Source organism: Arthrobacter sp. ERGS1:01, assembly GCF_001281315.1.
In the GTDB taxonomy this organism is placed as follows: Bacteria; Actinomycetota; Actinomycetes; order Actinomycetales; family Micrococcaceae; genus Specibacter.
In genome coordinates this window covers 3,476,487-3,495,145 of record NZ_CP012479.1, presented here as the reverse complement: position 1 = coordinate 3,495,145, position 18,659 = coordinate 3,476,487, and the positions used below count along the sequence as shown (strand labels likewise).

Genomic DNA, 18,659 nt, shown 5'->3' with positions numbered 1-18,659 from the left:
TCATGACGACCACAGCAACGTCGATTGAAACGGTTCCCAGCTACGTCCAGGACGCCTGGTGGACCCCGGCCGACGGCGCCAAATCCGTGGCGGCGCGCGACGCCAGCACGGGCGAGGTGCTGGCACAGGTCTCCGCCGAGGGGCTCGACCTGGCCGCCGCCGTGGCCCACGCACGCTCCGTGGGCCAGGCGGAACTGGGCAAGCTGACCATCCACGAGCGGGCTCTGAAGCTGCGCGAACTGGCCCAGTACCTCAACGACCGCCGGCAGGAACTGTACGAGGTCTCCGCCCGGACCGGCGCCACGAAGATCGACTCCATGGTGGACATCGACGGCGGGATCGGCGTGCTGTTCACGTTCTCCTCCAAGGGACGGCGCGAACTGCCCAACTCGAACGTGATCGTGGACGGCCCGGTGGAGGTGCTGTCCAAGGACGGCTCGTTCATCGCAGAGCACATCTACACCCGCATCCCCGGCGTGGCCGTACAGATCAACGCGTTCAACTTCCCCGTCTGGGGCATGCTGGAAAAATTCGCCCCAGCGTTCGTTGCCGGGGTGCCCACGATCGTCAAGCCGGCCACGCCCAGCGGCTACCTGGCCGAGGCCGCCGTGCGCGCCATGGTCGAGTCGGGCATCCTGCCGGCCGGATCGCTGCAACTGGTCTCCGGCTCCGCCCGCACCTTGCTGGACGTGCTGGACTACCGCGACCTGGTTGCGTTCACGGGCTCCGCGACCACCGCCAACACGCTCAAGAGCCACCCGAACGTGGTGCTGGGTGGGGTCCGCTTCACCTCCGAAACCGACTCCCTGAACGCTGCCATCCTGGGGCCCGACGCCGTCCCCGGAACCCCCGAGTTCGACGCGTTCATCAAGTCCGTGGTCACCGAGATGACGGTCAAGGCCGGCCAGAAATGCACGTCCATCCGCCGCACCATCGTGCCCAACGAGCTCAAGCAGGCCGTCATCGACGCGATTGGCGCCCGCATCAGCGAACGCGTTGTGGTGGGGGATCCCCGCGCCGACGGCGTCACAATGGGTGCGCTCGCCTCGCTGGAACAGCTTGCCGACGTCCGCGCCGCCGTCGAGACCATGATCGCGGCCGGCGGCGAGCTGGCCTGGGGCACCCTGGACGCGCCGGTCGTGACGCGGGCCGACGGCTCCGTGGCCGCGGTCGCCGACGGCGCCTTCATGTCGCCGGTGCTGCTGAGCTGGGCCGACGCCGAAGCCCCCGAGGTGCATTCGCTGGAGGCGTTTGGGCCCGTGTCGAGCGTGATCGGCTATGACACCCGCGACGGCGACGTTTCCGAGGCCGTGCGGCTCGCCGCGCTCGGCGCCGGCTCCCTCGTGGCCACGGTCTGCACCAACGATCCCGCCACCGCTCAGGCGCTCGTGACCGGAATCGCCGCCCACCACGGCCGCGTCCTGGTGCTCAACCGCGAGGACGCCCGCACGTCCACGGGCCACGGTTCACCCGTGCCGCACCTGGTGCACGGCGGACCCGGCCGGGCCGGCGGCGGCGAGGAACTGGGCGGCATCCGCTCGGTCAAGCACCACATGCAGCGCACCGCCATCCAGGGCTCGCCCAACATGCTCACGGCCGTCACCGGCGTGTGGCACACGGGCGCCAACCGCGTGACGGCCGGCGACCCCGAATTTGGCGGAACGGCCGGAGCGGTCCACCCGTTCCGGAAGTCCCTGGCGGAGCTGCACATTGGCGACGCCTTCGCCTCCGGACTGCGGCAGGTCACGCTGGAGGACATCACGGCGTTTGCCAACTCCACCGGCGACACCTTCTACGCCCACACCAACCCCGTCGCCGCCGAGCAGAACCCGTTCTTCCCGGGCATCGTGGCGCACGGCTACCTGCTGGTCTCCTGGGCCGCCGGGCTCTTCGTGGAGCCCGCGCCGGGCCCCGTGCTGGCCAACTACGGGCTGGAAGCGCTGCGCTTCATCACCCCCGTTGCCGCCGGCGACTCGATCCGCGTGACCCTGACGGCCAAGAAGATCACGCCCCGCGTCACCGACGAATACGGTGAGGTCTGCTGGGACGCGATCCTGCACAACCAGGACGGCGAAATCGTGGCCACGTACGACGTGCTGACCCTCGTGGAGAAGGAAGACACGCTATACAAGTAGGGAGTTCGGTGGTCGGGCTTGTCGAGACCCAGGCTGTGGAGACCGGATCTCGACAAGCTCGATCACCGGATTTCTTCGACGTCCACCAGGTTGTCGTAGAAGCACACGTAGCCGGCGAGCTCACCGGCTTCGGGCAACGGGTTTTGGTAGCTCCAGGCCACGTCGCCGTCCGGACCGCCGGCCAGCTTCCAGTAGCTGGCCGTGCCCTTGTACGGGCATAGGGTGGCCGAATCGGTGGGCGTCAGCAGGTCCCAGTTGACGTCAGCCGGCGGAACGTAGATCCGCTCCGGCAGGTTCGTTTCAAAGACCATCATCGGTTCGGCTGATTCGGCCAGCACCGCGTCGCCAGCGGTCACCTTGACCCGGCGCGAACTGTGCCGGAGGTCCACGCGGTGGAACGGGTCGCGGGGGTGCGACTGGACGGGGTCGTCCTCCTCCAACCAATCGAAGGCTTCCGAATTGAAGGCCACGTACCCCTCAAGGTCGGGGTCGTTGAGGCGGAAGGCGTCGCCGGCCGCGAGCTGGCCGCCCGCGGAGACGTCCAGGGCTGCGCCGGGTGTGCTGTGCCGGCTGAACGGGATGCCCGGGTGCAGCACGGGCGGGGAAGCGCCGTCGGCCGGGGTGGTGGTGGCGGGGCTCAGGGTGGCGGCCACGTCTTCGGCGGGCACCGCGTAGCACGGCACCACCCGCCGCGGCTCCCACACAATGACGGCGCGGCGGGAATCGAGGGCCACTGCCTGGCCCAACAGGGCGCGGATGCGCTTGGTGGTGGGTTCGTAACGGAGTTCGCGCGAGAGTGCCTGCAGCGATGCGGAGATTTTGGTTGCCATGACACCAGCGTGCGCCCGCGGGGCCGGGTTGTCGAGGGGATTTTTACCGGCGCAGGCCCTGGAACGACATGGAGATGACGTCGTCGGCGAGTTTCGCCCCGGTCAGGGCTCCTCCCGGTTTGTACCATTCGACGATTGAGTTGATGGTGCCGAACAACAGGCGCGTGATGGTGCCCGGCTCGATGTCCGTGCGCAGGGTGCCGTCCTGCTGGGCGGCGGAGACCAGGGTGGTGATGGTCCGGTCGAAGGCACGACGGCGGGCCAGCGCGTCGCGCTCCATCTGGGTGTTCCCGCGCAGGCGCAGCAGCAGCGTCACGAACGGCAACTTCTCCACGAGGACGGCGATGGTGCCGCGGAGCACGAATTCCAGCCGCGCATCGGCGGGTCCGGACGTGGCGCCGCTTTCGCGCAGCACCTCTTCCAGACCTCCCATCGCCTCCTCCAGGGCCAGCCGCAACAGTTCTTCCTTGGACGGCACGTGGTGGTAGATGGCCGACTTTGAAATGCCCAGGTTGGCCGCCAGGATGCCCATGGAGGTGGCCTCGTAGCCGTGGACGTTGAAGACGTCGACGGCGATCCGCAGCACCGACTGTTGGTCGTAGCCGGGCCGGCCGCGCTTGCTTGTGGCGGTTGTCGGCGTGGTGGCGGGGGCGGTGTTGGGCATGGTTCCTAGTTTCTCACGGTCCCCAGCCCCGCCCGGCGCCCGCATGCGCGCGCCGGATCTCTCGGGCTGTGGGCCCAGGCTCTCAGGCCTGGGTGCGGTTGTCGTAGATGCGCTTGAGCTTGCCGTTGGAGCGTTCCAGCGTGCCGGGCTCGACGACGTCGATCATGCAGGAGGAGCCCACATGGATCTTGATCTGGGCCTTCAAGGTTGCGGCGGCGGCGGCGCGGTCGGCCGGCGTCGTGTTTTCCCGCGGCTCGATGTGGATGGTCATTTCATCCATCCGCCCGGTGCGGGTCAGCTCGAGCTGGAAGTGCGGGCTCAGCGCCGGGATGCGCAGCGCGATTTCCTCGATTTGTGACGGGAACAAGTTCACGCCGCGCAGGATGATCATGTCGTCGCTGCGGCCGGTGATCCGGGCCATGCGGCGCATTGACGGGCGGGCCGTGCCGGGCAGCAGGCGGGAGAGGTCCTTGGTGCGGTACCGGATGATCGGCAGCGCCTCCTTGGTCAACGCCGTGAACACGAGCTCGCCCTCCTGGCCGTCGGGCAGCACGGTGGAGTGGTCGAAGGGGTCGATGATCTCGGGGCGGAAGTGGTCCTCCCAGATGTGGTTGCCGTCCTTGGTTTCCACGGATTCGCCGGCCACGCCCGGGCCCATGACCTCGGAGAGGCCGTAGATGTCGCAGGCCTGGATGTCGAGGCCGGTTTCAAGTTCGTGGCGCATTTCCTCGGTCCACGGCTCGGCCCCGCACACGGCGAACTTCAGGGACGTGGAGCGGGGGTCGATGCCGCGGTGCGCCATGGCGTCCATGATGGTCAGCAGGTAGGTGGGCGTGCACATGATCGCGTCGGGTTCAAAGTCGGTGATGAGCTGGATCTGCTTTTCCGTCTGCCCGCCGGACATGGGAATCACCGTGGTTCCCAGGGCTTCGGCGCCGTAGTGGGCGCCCAGGCCGCCGGTGAACAGGCCGTATCCGTAGGCATTGTGGACCTTCATGCCGGGGCGGACGCCGGAGGCGCGCATGGAACGGGCCACGAGCGACGCCCACACTTTGATGTCGTTGGCCGTGTACCCCACCACCGTGGGCCGGCCCGTGGTGCCGGAACTGGCGTGGATGCGCACCACTTCGCTTTGCGGCACGGCGAACATGCCGAACGGGTACTCCTGGCGCAGGTCTTCCTTGGTGGTGTACGGGAACTTTGCCAGATCCGACAATTCCCGAAGATCGGTGGGGTGCACGCCGGTCTCGTCAAACTTCCGCTTGTACAAAGGCACCTTGTCGTAGGCGTACTGCACCGTGTGCTGCAGGCGGGACAGTTGCAGGGCCTCGAGCTCGTCACGGCTCATGAGCTCGGCGGCGTCCAGCTTTGACGGGTCGATTACGGCTGAGTCAGTCATCGGTGACGGACCTTTCTGTCGTGGTGTGGCGGTTCGGGATGGTCCGGCTGCGGCCGCGGAATTCGGCAATGACGGTGGAAACGCCGTCGTTCTCGCCCAGGACCTGGACGTCGTACAGGCCGCTGCGGCCCTGCTGCTGGCGCCGGTTGGCGACGGCCGTGATGCGCTGGCCCGCACGGCTCGGGGCCAGGAAGTTAACGTCGACGCCGGCCGCAACAGTGACGGTGCTGCCGTCCCCGTCGGCAGGGTTGCAGGCCAGGGCGAAGGCGGAATCGGCGAAGGCGAAGATCATGCCGCCGTGCGTGATGCCAAAACCGTTCATCATCTCCGGGCGGAGCGTCATGGCGATCGTGGCGTGGCCGTCCCCGAGCCGGAGCACCTCGATGCCGAGCCACTCGGTTGCGTTGTCCTGGGCGAGCATCGGATGGTGGACATCCGAGTCGATGGGCGACATGTGTCACTCCTCACGTTTTCTTACCGAATGTTCATTAGGTAATACCCTTTCGGGTGGTTCTGTCAATCCATCGCCGAATAAAGACGGGCCGCCGGCGAGCCCGGCGCAAAGAGCCGCGAATAGTGATTGACGAGGCGTCCGTCACACTATATTCTGAACGAACGGTCGGTAATTAAATTCCGCATACATCGGCAGAAATCTGAGGAGACGTCATGGCGCAAAACGTGCAGTCCGGGGGAGAGCCCTCGCAGAGCCAGGCTGCGGCAGACGCCGCCGGGCAGGAGAATTTTGACGCGATCATCGCCAAGGATTCCCGCGTGGAACCGAAGGACTGGATGCCGGACGCGTACCGCCGCTCCCTGGTCCGCCAGATCTCCCAGCACGCCCATTCCGAAATCATCGGCATGCAGCCCGAGGCCAACTGGATCACCCGGGCCCCGAGCCTGAAGCGCAAGTCCATCCTGATGGCCAAGGTCCAGGACGAAGCCGGACACGGCCTGTACCTGTACTCGGCCGCCGAGACGCTGGGCACCTCCCGGGACGAGATGATGGACGCCCTCGTGGCCGGCAAGGCCCGCTATTCCTCCATCTTCAACTACCCGACCGTCACCTGGGCGGACATGGGCGCCATCGGCTGGATGGTGGACGGCGCCGCGATCTGCAACCAGGTGCCGCTGTGCCGCGCGTCCTACGGACCCTATGGCCGGGCCATGGTCCGGGTCTGCAAGGAGGAATCCTTCCACCAGCGTCAGGGCTTTGAGATCCTGCTGGAACTGGCCAACGGAACGCCCGCGCAAAAGGAAATGGCGCAGGACGCGGTCAACCGCTGGTACGCGCCGTCGCTGATGATGTTCGGCCCGCCGGACGACGATTCGCCCAACTCCAAGCAGTCCATGGCGTGGAACATCAAGAGGTTCAGCAACGACGAACTCCGTTCCCGTTTTGTGGGCATGCTGGTGGAGCAGGTCAAGGTGCTCGGCCTGACCCTCCCGGACGATCAGATCGGCTTCAACGAAGACACCAAAAAGTGGGATCACGGTCCGCTGGACTGGGAGGAATTCAAGGAAGTCCTGGCCGGCCGCGGCCCCTGCAACGCCCAGCGCCTGGAACGCCGCCGCTCGGCACACGAAGAGGGCGCCTGGGTCCGCGAGGCGGCCGCCGCCTATGCCGAGAAGCAGGCCGCCAAGCAGTTCGCCACCATCGCACAGAAAGCAGCAGCCTAAAGATGAGCGCCCAAGAATCGAATGAAAGCACCACGCCGGCTGCCGCAGCAGGTGCCTACCGCTGGCCCCTGTGGGAGGTTTTTGTCCGCTCCAGCCGCGGCCTGAGCCACGTCCACGCCGGTTCGCTCCACGCACCCGACGCCGAAATGGCCCTGCGCAACGCCCGCGACCTCTATACCCGCCGCAACGAAGGCGTCTCCATCTGGGTGGTCCCCTCCGACGCCATCGCCGCATCCGATCCCGACTCCAAGGGCTCCTTCTTTGAGTCCCCCCAGGGCAAGGATTACCGGCACGCCACGTACTACACCAAGAGTGAAGGGGTGAAGCACCTTTGAGCGACGCATCAGCCTCCGCAACCCGCATCACCCCCGGCAACGCCCTCCGTCCCGAGGACATCGCCCTGGCCACCCAGACCGGCACGGCCAAGGCCGGCGAGGATGTGGCCGAATACGCGCTGCGCCTGGGCGACGACGCGCTGATCCTGGCCCAGCGCCTGGGCCACTGGATCTCCCGCGCACCGGAGCTCGAGGAAGATGTTGCGTTGGGCAACATCGCCCTCGACCAGCTGGGCCATGCCCGTTCCTTCCTGACCTACGCCGGCAGCGCGTGGGACAAGAGCGAGGACGATCTCGCCTACTTCCGCCGCGAACCCGAATTCCGGTCCGCGCACCTCTTTGAGCAGCCCAACGGCGACTTCGCGGTCACCATTGCCCGGCAGTTCATCGTGGCCAACTACCAGTTCCCGCTCTACCGCGAGCTGGCCCGCTCCGCCGACCCCATGCTGGCCGCCATCGCCGCGAAGGCCGTCAAGGAAGTGGACTACCACCGCGACCACAGCACCCAGTGGGTGCTGCGCCTGGCCGGCGGAACCGACGAGTCCCGCCGCCGCATCGTGGCCGGGCTGGCGTTGATGTGGCCGTTCGTCGGTGAACTGTTCGAGGACGACGCCCTGACGGCGCGCCTGGGCGATTCCGGCGTCGTGCCGTCGAGCCTGCGCGCGGAGTTTGACCGGGCGGTGGCGGAAGTCCTGGCCGAGGCCGAGCTCGAGGTCCCGGCGGCGCCCGCAGCCACGGGTGGCGGGCGGCACGGCCGCCACTCCGAACACCTCGGCTACCTGCTGGCCGAAATGCAGGTGCTGGCCCGCGAATACCCCGGGGCCAGCTGGTGACCGCCATGGACACCATGGACAGGACTGCGCAAGCAAAGACAGCGCAAGCAAAGACAGCGCAGCAGGCGGCCTGGGATGTTGCCGCCTGCGTGTGCGACCCCGAAATCCCGGTGCTTACCATCGCGGACCTGGGGATCCTGCGCAGCGTTGAGGTGTTCGACGGCGGCGCCGCCGGCAAGCCCGCCGTGCAGGTCACCATCACACCCACCTACTCCGGCTGCCCGGCCATGGACGCCATCCGTGACGACCTTTCCGCCGCCTTTGCCGCGGAAGGCTACCCGCGGGCCGGCGTCGTACTGGTGCTGGCACCGGCCTGGACCACGGACTGGATGACGGACGCGGGCCGGGCCAAGCTGGAGGAATACGGGATCGCCGCCCCCAGCGGGCACTCCGGCGCCGGCGGCCACAGCGGCCCCGTCCGGCTGGCCCTGCAGGTCAAGTGCCCGCAATGCAGCTCGCTCAATACCAAGGAAATCACCCGCTTCGGTTCAACGTCCTGCAAGGCGCTCTACGTCTGCCAGGACTGCAAGGAACCCTTCGACTACTTCAAGGTGCTCTAATGACCGTCCCCGCAGACGCCGCGGCCCGACGCCGGGCCTCCTTCCATGAACTCGCCGTCTCCCAGGTGCGCCGGTTGACGGAGGACGCCATCGAGGTCACGTTCGCCGTGCCCGGTGAGCTCGCCGGCTATTACGACTACCTGCCCGGCCAGTACGTGGCCCTGCGCATGCACATGCCCGGTGCCGACGGCGTGGAGAGGGAAGTGCGCCGCAGCTACTCCATCTGTGCGGCCCCCGTGGAGTTCGACGACGGCAGCTCCGAGATCAAGGTCGCGATCAAGCGCGATATTGGCGGTGAGTTCTCCACCTGGGCCAACGCGGAGCTGGCTGCCGGCGCCGTCATGGAGGTCATGAGCCCCATGGGTGCGTTCATCTCCAAGCACGGTAAAGGGGAGCAGAGTAACGCAGTCGACGGACAAGTCGAGAACGTGCTCAACAGCATGAACCACCCCGAGGACATGGCGCGCGACGCCGGAAGCTACGTGGCGATCGCCGCCGGCTCCGGCATCACCCCCGTCATGGCCCTCGCCAAGTCGCTGCTGGCCGGCAATCCGGGCACCCGCCTGGATCTGGTCTACGCCAACAAGGCCACCATGGACGTCATGTTCCTGGAGGAATTGGCGGACTTGAAGGACAAATATCCGCAACGGTTCGCCCTCCACCACGTGCTCTCCCGCGAACAACGCATCGCCCCGCTCATGAGCGGCCGTCTCGACGCCGAGAAGCTCGAGACCCTGCTTGGCACGGCCATCCACGCCGACGACATCGACGAATGGTTCCTGTGCGGGCCGTTCGAACTCGTCCAGCTCTGCCGTGACGTGCTAGCCGCCCGCGGCGTCCCCAAGGACCGCGTCCGCTTCGAACTGTTCACCACCGGCCGCCCAGACCGCCCCGAGGGCCAGGCCGGACGCCCCATCATCGTGGACGAAGCCGAGGAGAACTACAAGATCACCTTCACCCTCGACGGACTCACGGCCGATGTCCTCAGCCCCACCCACGCCCGCGAATCCGTGCTCAATGCCGCGCTCCGGGTGCGCCCCGATGTGCCTTTCGCCTGCGCCGGCGGGGTCTGCGGAACCTGCCGGGCCAAGGTGGTTTCCGGCAGCGTCGAAATGGAGGAGAACTACGCATTGGAGCCCGACGAGGTCGACGCCGGCTACGTCCTCACCTGCCAGTCCCGCCCCACCACCGACGCCGTCACCGTTGACTACGACGGCTAACCCGGTGATCGAGCTTGTCGAGATTCCGGCGGCGGGGACGGCATTTCCTCGGCTGCTTTCCGGCCGTCGGCCGCGGGCGGCCTTCGGCCTCCCTGACGCAGCCTACGAAAACACCGTCCCCGCCGCCTTGCTGCTCGTCCCACCTGGTCCGGTGATCGAGCTTGTCGAGATCCCTTCTCTTGTCGAGATCCCTTCTACTGTCAGGAACCCACATGATTGAGCTTTCCATTGCCGGCAGCGTGGCCGAGATTGTGCTGAATGCGCCCGGGAAACTGAATGCGCTGGACGAGGCGGGGCTCGGGGAACTGGAGGCTGCGTACGGCGAGGCCGCCGCTGCCGTCGCCACAGGGGAAGTCCGGGCACTGCTGCTGCGCGGGGAGGGCCGGGCATTTTGCGCCGGCCGGGACATTGCCGGCGTCGACGGCGCAAACGACGACGCCCGCACCTACCTGGAGGGGCTGCTCACCCCGCTGTTGCGCAAGATGAGCACCTTCCCGGCGCCGACGTTTGCCGCGGCGCAGGGCGCCTGCCTGGGCGTGGGGCTGGGCCTGCTGATCGCCACCGACGTGGTCTATGTGGCGGACAATGCGAAGATCGGTTCCCCGTTCGGCAACCTCGGGGCCACGCTGGATTCCGGCGGCCACTGGCTGTTCACCGAACGGCTCGGCGCCCACCGAACCCTTGATCTCATCTACTCCTCCGAGCTCATGAGTGGCGCGGACGCGGTGGCGGCGGGGCTGTTCAGCCGGGCCATGCCGGTGGACGGATTGCTTGACTTCATCCGTGCCGCCGCTGCCAAGGCCGCCACCGGACCCACCACGGCGTTCAACGCGAGCAAAACCCTCGTGGCACAGATCCGGGACCAGCGGCTGGGACTGTGGGACGCCGTCGAACGTGAGAATGAGGCACAAGTGGCGCTGTCAAAAACCGCCGACTATGCCGAAGGATTCGCGGCCTTCACGGACAAGCGGAAGCCGGACTTTACCGGGAAGTGAGCCGCTGCCGCAGCTGCGGCGCAAACGGCCAGGCGACCGTCACCGCACCCAGCAGCGCCAGGATGTACGCCTCGCCGGGGACGTCCAGCACGCGCAGGCCAATCGCGATGAGGACGTATACCAGCGACGCCCACTTCAACGGCTTGAACTTCAACCGGGAGCCCCAGGCAAAAAGCATGACCGCGAAGAAGAGGCTCAGCTCAAAGCGGGCCGACCAGTCGATGAAGAAGAAGATCAGCGCCAGGATGAACATCAGTCCGGCGGCGGTCACCGACTGGCGGCGCGCCTCCGTGCGATTCGTGAAACTCAGCGGCACCCAAACGGCGACGGCGCACAAGGCCGGGACCAGCGGGGCGGCAACAAACACGCCCATGCTGATCCGGGCGGGATCCCCGGCGCCCAGGAACTGCATCACCGCGGACAGGATCGCACCAAGGCCCGCGGCCGCGAAGATCAGCTTATTCACCGCGGGGGCTTCCAGGGCGGCGACTGCGGTCTCGGCGGCTTCGGCCCTGACGACGTGATGACTCTTCATGCCCCCATCGTCGCAGATTAACCTGTGGCCGGATTCCCGGCCGGTCCAGATCCCGTTAGTTCAGCGGCCGGGTACCCTCCGGCAGGGCGCCGTTGTTCATCAGCGCGGTCGCGGCGTCGGCAATCGCCGTCATGGCCACCCGCTGGATCCACGGACCGTAGGAAATCCTCGCCACGCCCAGTTCCTCCAGCTTGGACGGCGTCAACGACCCCGGCACGTTGATGACGCTGACCATGCCGCGGCCAATGCCGGCCACGAGTGCCCGCACCGTCGGTTCGTCAAGTTTTCCGGGCACAAAGACGCAGGTGGCCCCCACCTCCAGATAGGCGCGGCCGCGTTCGACGGCGGCCTCCAGGACTTCCCGCGGGTCACGGTCGGCGCCGCGCAGGAACGCGTCGGTGCGGGCGTTGAGGACAAAGTCGATGCCTTCGGCCGCACCGGCGTCGGCGGCCTCCTTCATCTGTGCCACGGCCTGGGTCAGCGGCCGCATCTGGTCCTCGATGTTGGCCCCGACAATGCCGACACCAATCGCCTTCCGGATGGTGTCGCCCGGGTTCCCGTACCCGGCCTCAAGGTCCGCCGTGACGGGCAGCTCGGTGGCGGCGGCAATGCGGCCCACCGCCTCGATCATGGTGTCGAGCGGTATGTGCTCGCCGTCCTCATAACCGTAGGAGGCGGCAATCGAATGGCTGGCGGTAGCCAAGGCCTTCGTGCCGGGCAGATCGGAAATCACCCTGGTGCTGATCACGTCCCACACATTGGCCAGTTGCAGGATTTCCGGCGCCCGGTGGAGACGCAGGAGCTCGGTGGCCTTGCTTGCTGTGCTCATGATTTGAGCCTATCCCCACTTCCCGGCCCGGTAAATCGCTGGCGCGATTTCCGGGAACCTGGGAAGCGTGGCCCCACCCACTTCCCGGCCCGGTAAATCGCTGGCGCGATTTCCGGGAACCTGGGAAGCGTGGCCCCACCCACTTCCCGGCCCGGTAAATCGCTGGCGCGATTTCCGGGAACCTGGGAAGCGTGGCCCCACCCACTTCCCGGCCCGGTAAATCGCTGGCGCGATTTCCGGGAACCTGGGATTGAACCCGCTTACGCAACTCCCGGGGACGGTTCCTCCTCCGCCACCACGGAATTGACCATCTTGTGGATCTCCTCGGCGCTCAGCGAAACATGGATGGCCCAGAAGTAGATGATGGCGCTGAACACGGCGGTGGCGAGAATGTCCCAGCCCAGGGGGAACCAGGGGTGCTTGAGCGGACCAAAGTCGCTCAGGAACACCACCATTCCCATGCCCACTAGGTAGACCGGCAGCCATTGGGCGGCTTTCCAATCCATTTGCGGCTTGGTCGGGTTTAACTTGAACACCCGGTTGACGACCAGGATCACGTAGCCGATCAGGATGGCGATGCCCAGCTTCCAGTCCGTGGTCCAGCCCGCCCAGAGGATGAGCAGGTTCGCCACCACGAAGGCCAGGGGCGACATGATAGTGGCGGCCGGCAGCCGGTAGGGACGTTCCTCGTTGGGGAGAACTCGCCGGAACACGCCCAGCGCGAGGGGTGCGCCGGCATACATGAGCACGCTGGCACTGGTAATCAAGCCGACGATCGATTGCCAGGTGGGGAACGGCAGGAAACAAATGCAGCCGATCACGAACGCCGCGATCAAGCCAACCCACGGGACACCCGACCTGTTGGTCTTTTCAAAAGCCACGGGCACGTAGCCGTTGCGGCTCAGGCCGTAGGAGACGCGCGACGACGCCGTGATGTAGATCAGTGCGGTGCCGCCGGGGGAGACGATCGCATCAATGTACAAGATGGCCGCCAGCCAGCCGAAGCCCACCAAGGTGGCGAGCTGTGCGAACGGCCCCGTCATGGCCGTGTACAGGCCATTCTTCCAGGTGCTGCCAATCTGTGATGCGGGAAGGGCCACCAGGAAGGCGAATTGCACCATGAGGTAGATGAACACGCCAATGATCGTGGATCCAATGACCGCCCGCGGGATGTCGCGTTTGGGGTTCTTGCTTTCCCCGGCCAGCTGGTCGGCCTGTTCAAAACCCAGCAGGGCAAACACGATGCCACCGGTCGAAACCGCGGACAGGATCGCTTTCACGCCGCCCGGGTCAAAGCCGTTCGCGGCGGTGAAATTGCCGGGATGGAAGTTGAAGACGGCCAGCATGAAGATGGTCACCAGCGGTACGCCGACCTTCCACCACGTTGCCGCGCTGTTGACGGTTGCCAGCTTCTTGATGCTCAGGAAGTTGACGCCGGTGACAACCGCCATCAACAGGATGGCCACGGCAAGGCCGCTGGAGGTCAGTGTTGGCTGCGGCCCGGAAGCCGTTTGCTTGATGACCAGCCAGCCCTTGGCGAAGTCGTAGTGCCCGGCGTAATTGATCATGGCCTGGACCTCGATGGGAGCCACGGTTGCCGCCTGCAGCCAGGAGAACCAGCCAAAGGACGCGCCCACCGCGCCGCCGAACGCGTAGTGCGGGAATCGCGCCGTGCCGCCGGAAACCGGGTACATGCCGCCGAGTTCCGCGTGGGGCAAGGCCAGAATCAAGATACAAATACCGCCAATCACCCAGGAGATGATGACGGCTGGACCCGCTATTTGCAGGGCATCCTTGGCCCCGAACAGCCATCCGGACCCGATGACGGAGCCGGTGGACGCCCAGAGGAGTCCGATAAATCCAATTTCACGTTTCAAGCCCGGAGTGGAGCCCGTGGGCGGCACAGCTTTTTGCACGGTTGTCATGAGTTGCTCCCAAAATTTCAAATCCCCCCGCCGCACCAGAATGCGCGCGGCTGGGAAAAACGTCAATGGAAGCATTGCAATTCATGGCAAACTCATGGTCTAATGCCGCGAGTTTAGGTGGCGGGGGGATATTGGCAACGCCTGGCACTACCTTTCCGGGTGCCATCAGCGCGTGTCGAGGTCCTCGAAGATCAGGAATGTCTGGGTGTCCAGCACGCCCGTCATCGACTGGAGCTGGTCGAAGATGACCCGCCGCAGGCCCGTGTTGTCCTCGGCCCGCACCAGCAGGATCACGTCAAAATCGCCGCCCACCAGGGCAATGTGTTGCACCTCGGGAATGGCCCGCAATTCCTCCTTCAATTCCCGCCAGGCATGCTGGCTGACCTTCAGGGTCACGTAGGCGGAGGACTTCAACCCGGCCTTGACCGGGTCCACCAATGCGGTGAACTTGGTCAGGACGCCGGTGGAGGTGAGCCGGGAGATCCGCGCGTAGGCGTGCGCCCGGGAGATGTGCACGAGCTCCGCCACGGTGGTCACCGACAACCGGCCGTCTCCGGTCAGTTCCTTGATGATCCGCCGGTCCACGTCGTCCAACGGAACGGGGGAGGAATCGGGCATGGTTCTCCTTGGGGTGGCCGGCGGGTGCATGGTGTGCGGGTCAACGAGCCCTGGTGAACGAGTGCCCAACAAGCTGTCTACGTAACGCCCGTCACAGTGCAGTTATGTCTTTCAGGTTATGGCAATTACTCGCAATCTTCCAGACTTTCACCAAGTTATGGCGACGAAACGTCTTCCAATCCCATACTGAAATCACGGAACATCTTTGTATGCACGCATGGCCGCCACCCCGGAAACCGGGCGGCCCGCCAGCGTGCGACTCCACGGGAGGAGTGGGACTTCAATGACGAATCACCCGGAATTTTTGGAATACACCGGCAATGCCGGTCGCGCGGAGGGCTACCTCCTGCCGTCCGCCACGCCCGTCCAGCTCATCGACCAGGACGGCACCCCCGCAACGGCCGGCGGCTACAAGGAAAACTACTCCTTGCCTGACGCGGCCGTGTTGCTGGAAGGCTATGAACGGCTTGTGGTGGGCCGGCGCGTCAACGAACAGGCCAACGCCCTGGTGCGGCAGGGTCGGATGGCGGTCTATCCGTCGTCGACCGGGCAGGAGGCCTGCCAGGTGGCCGCCGACATGTGCCTGCGCAGCAGCGATTGGCTGTTCCCCACCTACCGGGACACCGTGGCGATCCTGGGCCGCGGCGTGGCGCCCCTGGAGGTTTTTGAGTCCCTGCGCGGCGACTGGCACAGCGGATTCGACCCCCACCAGTACAACACCGCACTGCCCACCACTCCGCTGGCAACCCAGCTGCTGCACGCCGTCGGGGTGGCCCATGCGGCCAAGCTTCGCGGCGAGAACACCGTGGTGCTGGCGCTGTGCGGCGACGGTGCCAGCAGCGAAGGCGACTTCCACGAGGCCCTGAACTTTGCCGCCGTATTCCACGTGCCCGTGGTGTTCCTGATCCAAAATAACCAATACGCCATCTCCGTTCCGCTCATCCACCAGTCCGTGGCGCCGTCCCTGGCCCACAAGGCCGTGGGCTACGGCATGCCCGGGGAGCGCGTGGACGGCAACGACCTCGCCGCCCTGTTGGCCGTGCTGGGCCACGCCGTCAACCGGGCCCGCAACGGCGGGGGACCGGCCCTCGTGGAGGCGCACACGTACCGGATGGAATCGCACACGAACGCCGACGACGCCACCCGCTACCGGAACGCCGAGGAAGTGGCACAGTGGGTGCCCAAGGATCCGCTGCGCCGGCTCAAGACCTACCTGGACGACGCCGGCCTGCTCAGCGCCGCCGATTCCGAACGGTTCGCGGCAGCAGCCGAGACCCTCGCGGCAACCCTGCGCGACGGCCTCAACACCGAAACCAGCCCCGACCCGGCCGAACTCTTCCGCTACGTCTATTCCGAACCGACGCCGCAGCTGCGTGAACAAAGCCAGCTGCTGGCGGCCGAACTCGCCGCAGGATCGGCAAACCTCGAAGGAGCGCTCCGATGACCACCATGGCCCAGAAGCCACAGTCGCAGGCCGCCGGGCCGGTTCCCGCCCCCGAACTGACCGGCGTACAAACCATCACCTTCGCCAAGGCGCTGACCCTGGCCATGTCCGACGCCATGACGGCGGACACCTCCGTGCTGGTGTTCGGCGAAGACGTGGGCACCCTGGGCGGCGTCTTCCGCGTCACCGACGGGCTCACCCGGCAATTCGGCGAGGAACGCTGCTTCGACACCCCGCTCGCCGAATCCGGCATCATCGGCATGGCCACCGGCATGGCCCTGAACGGCATGAAGCCCGTGGTCGAGATGCAATTCGACGCCTTCGCCTACCCGGCCTTCGAACAAATCACCAGCCACGTCGCCAAGATGGGCAACCGCACCAAGGGCCGCGTCCGGCTGCCCCTGGTTATCCGCATCCCCTACGCCGGCGGCATCGGCGGGGTGGAACACCACTGCGACTCCTCCGAGGCCTACTACGTCCACACGCCCGGCCTGACCGTGCTGACGCCGTCCACCGTCACGGACGCCTACATCATGCTCCGCGACGCCATTGTGTCGCAGGATCCCGTGATCTTCCTGGAACCCAAGAAGCTCTACTTCGCCAAGGACACCGTGGACCTGGACGCCCTCCGCGCCCGGTACGCACCCGCCGCCACTGCTGCCGCTGCGGAAACCAGCATCGGCAAGGCCGTCGTCGCCCGTCAGGGCACCGACGCCACCCTCATCGCCTACGGGCCCTCCGTCGCAGCAGCGCTCGCCGCCGCAGAAACCGCCGCCGCCGAAGGCCGGTCCCTCCAAGTGGTCGACGTCCGCTCCCTGGTCCCGTTCGACGACGAAACCGTCGCCGCCGCCGTCCGCTCCACCGGGCGCGCCGTCGTCATCGCCGAAGCCCCCGGATTCGCCTCCATGGCCTCCGAAATCGTCGCCCGCCTCCAGGAACGCTGCTTCCACTCCCTGGCCGCCCCCATCCTGCGCGTCACCGGCTTCGATATCCCGTACCCGGCCCCGCGCTTGGAAAAGTACTACCTGCCCGGCGTGGACCGGATCCTGGACACCGTCGACGAACTCCAATGGGAGGACTCATGAGCCCGCAAGTATTCCTGCTCCCCGACCTCGGCGAAGGCCTCGTCGAAGCCGAACTCGTCACCTGGCTCGTCGCCGTCGGCGACACCATCCACGTCGACCAGCCCATCGCCGAAGTCGAAACCGCCAAGTCCGTGGTTGAGGTGCCTTCACCCTTCGAAGGCACCGTCGAGACCCTCCACGGCGCCGAAGGTGACACCCTCGAAGTCGGCAAGCCGCTGATCTCAGTTGCTGCCCTTGGATCGTTGGACTCCGACGCTGCGGTGCCCGCAGGAGAAGCGGCCCCTACCCCTGCCCGTCCCCAGGCGCTCCCGGGACTCGCAAGCTCGCCCCAGGTCCCTCGCGCCAGTGGGCCCACCGCGGTGCCCACCACACCCTGGGCAGGGGCCGCTGCTCCTGCTTTGGGCACCTCCGCGCCTGACTCACCTTTGGCGGCGGCCCCGGAGCCTTCCGACGCCGAGGCTGCCGCTGTCACCTCACCTGTCGCCGTCTCCGAACCGGCTGCCTCTGGAGGGTCGGGGAATGTGCTGATTGGGTATGGGACTTCTTCGCATGGGGGGCCGGGTCGGACCCGGCCCTCGCGACGCAGCCACTTGCTGGGCGTGTCGGGGGTAACGGCGGCCGTGCCCGCTTCTGCTGTGCCGCACCGGGCGCATCTGGTGGTGTCGCCGTTGGTGCGCAAGATGGCGCACGACAACGGCGTGGCACTCGCCGACATCCATGGTTCCGGTGCCGGCGGGCTGATCCTGCGCCGCGACGTCGAGGCCGCGATCGCACCCGTCGCCGCTCCGGGAGCGGACCACGCCGACGCAGCAGAGGCGGGCGGGGCCGGCGTCGTCGATCCTCGCACGGGGCTGCACGTGCTGGCCCGCACGCCGCTGACCGGCGTGAAGAAGGCCGCCGCCACGGCGCTGGCCCGCAGCCGGCGCGAGATTCCCGAGGCCACCGTCTGGGTCGACGTCGACGCCACGGCCCTCCTGGAACTGCGCGCAAGCCTCAAGGCCAAGGACGGCACGGCGCCGAGCATCCTGGCCTTCGTGGCCCGGTTCGTCACGGCCGGGCTGGCCCGCTTCCCGCAGCTGAACACCCAGCTGGTCAGCGACGGCGGCACCGACACCGTGGTGGAGTTCGACGGCATCAACCTAGGCTTCGCCGCCCAAACCGACCGCGGCTTGGTGGTTCCCGTGCTGCGCGGCGCACAAGGACGCAGCGCACGCGCCCTCGACGGCGCCATCCGCGAACTGACCGGTACCGCCAGAGATGGCAAGGCCGGCCCCGCACAGCTGAGCGGCGGCACGTTCACCATCAACAACTACGGCGTGTTCGGCGTGGACGGCTCCGCGGCCATCATCAATTACCCCGAGGCCGCCATGCTGGGGATCGGGCGGATCACGGACAAGCCGTGGGTCGTCGACGGGCAGCTGTGCGTGCGGAAACTGACCGAACTGACCCTTGCGTTCGACCACCGGGTTTGCGACGGTGCCGTGGCCGCCGGGTTCCTGCGGTTCATCGCGGACGCCATGGAAAACCCGGCCTCCGCGCTCGCCGAACTCTAGACTGGGGGCACCAACCCCCGGA

The 18,659-nt window shown here is 66.8% G+C and carries 18 protein-coding genes; 10 read left to right on the top strand and 8 right to left on the bottom strand.

Features of this window, described 5'->3' with window-relative positions; translation table 11 throughout:
* The first annotated feature begins 2 nt into the window (after window positions 1–2).
* Window positions 3–2,135 carry a phenylacetic acid degradation bifunctional protein PaaZ gene (paaZ, locus tag AL755_RS19740; RefSeq protein ID WP_054012467.1) on the top strand — a complete coding sequence of 711 codons (2,133 nt, stop codon included), beginning with the start codon at window positions 3–5 and terminating at the stop codon, window positions 2,133–2,135.
* Between the two features lie 62 nt (window positions 2,136–2,197).
* Here the strand turns inward: paaZ and AL755_RS19735 are convergent, their stop codons facing one another.
* The 4 genes from AL755_RS19735 to paaI all read right to left on the bottom strand — a co-directional run bounded on the left by AL755_RS19735 (window position 2,198) and on the right by paaI (window position 5,482).
* Window positions 2,198–2,965 carry a DUF427 domain-containing protein gene (locus tag AL755_RS19735; protein WP_054012466.1) on the bottom strand — a complete coding sequence of 256 codons (768 nt, stop codon included), beginning with the start codon at window positions 2,963–2,965 and terminating at the stop codon, window positions 2,198–2,200.
* A 43-nt stretch (window positions 2,966–3,008) separates the two neighbouring features.
* The gene (locus AL755_RS19730; RefSeq protein ID WP_054012465.1) at window positions 3,009–3,629 is read right to left on the bottom strand and encodes a TetR/AcrR family transcriptional regulator; all 621 of its coding nucleotides are present in this window, start codon (window positions 3,627–3,629) and stop codon (window positions 3,009–3,011) included.
* A gap of 82 nt (window positions 3,630–3,711) precedes the next feature.
* On the bottom strand, window positions 3,712–5,028 hold the full coding sequence (gene paaK / locus AL755_RS19725; RefSeq protein WP_054012464.1) for a phenylacetate--CoA ligase PaaK: 1,317 nt from the start codon (window positions 5,026–5,028) through the stop codon (window positions 3,712–3,714).
* Complete coding sequence (gene paaI / locus AL755_RS19720) at window positions 5,021–5,482, bottom strand: hydroxyphenylacetyl-CoA thioesterase PaaI (protein ID WP_054012463.1); 462 nt, start codon at window positions 5,480–5,482, stop codon at window positions 5,021–5,023. Before paaI ends, paaK begins: the two co-directional genes overlap by 8 nt.
* A gap of 212 nt (window positions 5,483–5,694) precedes the next feature.
* Between paaI and paaA the strand changes: the two genes are divergently transcribed.
* The 6 genes from paaA (at window position 5,695) to AL755_RS19690 (ending at window position 10,648) form a co-directional block, all read left to right on the top strand.
* On the top strand, window positions 5,695–6,705 hold the full coding sequence (gene paaA / locus AL755_RS19715) for a 1,2-phenylacetyl-CoA epoxidase subunit PaaA (protein ID WP_054012462.1): 1,011 nt from the start codon (window positions 5,695–5,697) through the stop codon (window positions 6,703–6,705).
* 2 nt (window positions 6,706–6,707) lie between these two features.
* Entirely contained in the window at window positions 6,708–7,040 is a 333-nt protein-coding gene (paaB, locus tag AL755_RS19710) for a 1,2-phenylacetyl-CoA epoxidase subunit PaaB (RefSeq protein ID WP_054012461.1), read from the top strand.
* Window positions 7,037–7,873: a 1,2-phenylacetyl-CoA epoxidase subunit PaaC gene (gene paaC / locus AL755_RS19705; RefSeq protein ID WP_054012460.1), complete on the top strand. Its 837-nt coding sequence runs from the start codon at window positions 7,037–7,039 to the stop codon at window positions 7,871–7,873. Before paaB ends, paaC begins: the two co-directional genes overlap by 4 nt.
* Window positions 7,874–7,878: 5 nt before the next feature.
* Complete coding sequence (gene paaD / locus AL755_RS19700; RefSeq protein ID WP_272946716.1) at window positions 7,879–8,433, top strand: 1,2-phenylacetyl-CoA epoxidase subunit PaaD; 555 nt, start codon at window positions 7,879–7,881, stop codon at window positions 8,431–8,433.
* Complete coding sequence (gene paaE, locus AL755_RS19695; protein ID WP_054012458.1) at window positions 8,433–9,653, top strand: 1,2-phenylacetyl-CoA epoxidase subunit PaaE; 1,221 nt, start codon at window positions 8,433–8,435, stop codon at window positions 9,651–9,653. Before paaD ends, paaE begins: the two co-directional genes overlap by 1 nt.
* 212 nt (window positions 9,654–9,865) lie before the next feature.
* Entirely contained in the window at window positions 9,866–10,648 is a 783-nt protein-coding gene (locus tag AL755_RS19690; protein WP_054012457.1) for an enoyl-CoA hydratase/isomerase family protein, read from the top strand.
* Here AL755_RS19690 and AL755_RS19685 read toward each other — a convergent pair.
* The 4 genes from AL755_RS19685 to AL755_RS19670 all read right to left on the bottom strand — a co-directional run bounded on the left by AL755_RS19685 (window position 10,635) and on the right by AL755_RS19670 (window position 14,555).
* Window positions 10,635–11,183 carry a hypothetical protein gene (locus AL755_RS19685; protein WP_054012456.1) on the bottom strand — a complete coding sequence of 183 codons (549 nt, stop codon included), beginning with the start codon at window positions 11,181–11,183 and terminating at the stop codon, window positions 10,635–10,637. The two genes, AL755_RS19690 and AL755_RS19685, sit on opposite strands and share 14 nt — an antisense overlap.
* A gap of 55 nt (window positions 11,184–11,238) precedes the next feature.
* A complete protein-coding gene (locus tag AL755_RS19680) occupies window positions 11,239–12,012 on the bottom strand; it encodes an isocitrate lyase/PEP mutase family protein (protein ID WP_054012455.1) in 774 nt (257 codons plus the stop codon).
* 260 nt (window positions 12,013–12,272) lie between these two features.
* On the bottom strand, window positions 12,273–13,937 hold the full coding sequence (locus AL755_RS19675; protein ID WP_054012454.1) for an APC family permease: 1,665 nt from the start codon (window positions 13,935–13,937) through the stop codon (window positions 12,273–12,275).
* Between the two features lie 165 nt (window positions 13,938–14,102).
* Window positions 14,103–14,555 (bottom strand): Lrp/AsnC family transcriptional regulator, encoded by a 453-nt coding sequence (locus tag AL755_RS19670; RefSeq protein ID WP_054012453.1) that lies wholly within the window; start codon window positions 14,553–14,555, stop codon window positions 14,103–14,105.
* Between the two features lie 283 nt (window positions 14,556–14,838).
* On the opposite strand from AL755_RS19670, the gene AL755_RS19665 reads away from it, so the two are divergent.
* Genes AL755_RS19665 through AL755_RS19655 form a run of 3 tightly spaced genes read left to right on the top strand, consistent with a single transcriptional unit; the run spans window position 14,839 to window position 18,637 of the window.
* Window positions 14,839–15,999: a thiamine pyrophosphate-dependent enzyme gene (locus AL755_RS19665; protein WP_054012452.1), complete on the top strand. Its 1,161-nt coding sequence runs from the start codon at window positions 14,839–14,841 to the stop codon at window positions 15,997–15,999.
* Window positions 15,996–17,084 carry an alpha-ketoacid dehydrogenase subunit beta gene (locus AL755_RS19660; protein ID WP_054012451.1) on the top strand — a complete coding sequence of 363 codons (1,089 nt, stop codon included), beginning with the start codon at window positions 15,996–15,998 and terminating at the stop codon, window positions 17,082–17,084. Before AL755_RS19665 ends, AL755_RS19660 begins: the two co-directional genes overlap by 4 nt.
* Window positions 17,081–18,637, top strand: a complete 1,557-nt coding sequence (locus AL755_RS19655; RefSeq protein WP_237762559.1) for a 2-oxo acid dehydrogenase subunit E2 — start codon at window positions 17,081–17,083, stop codon at window positions 18,635–18,637. The genes AL755_RS19660 and AL755_RS19655 overlap by 4 nt, the downstream gene beginning before the upstream one ends.
* Window positions 18,638–18,659 lie beyond the last annotated feature (22 nt).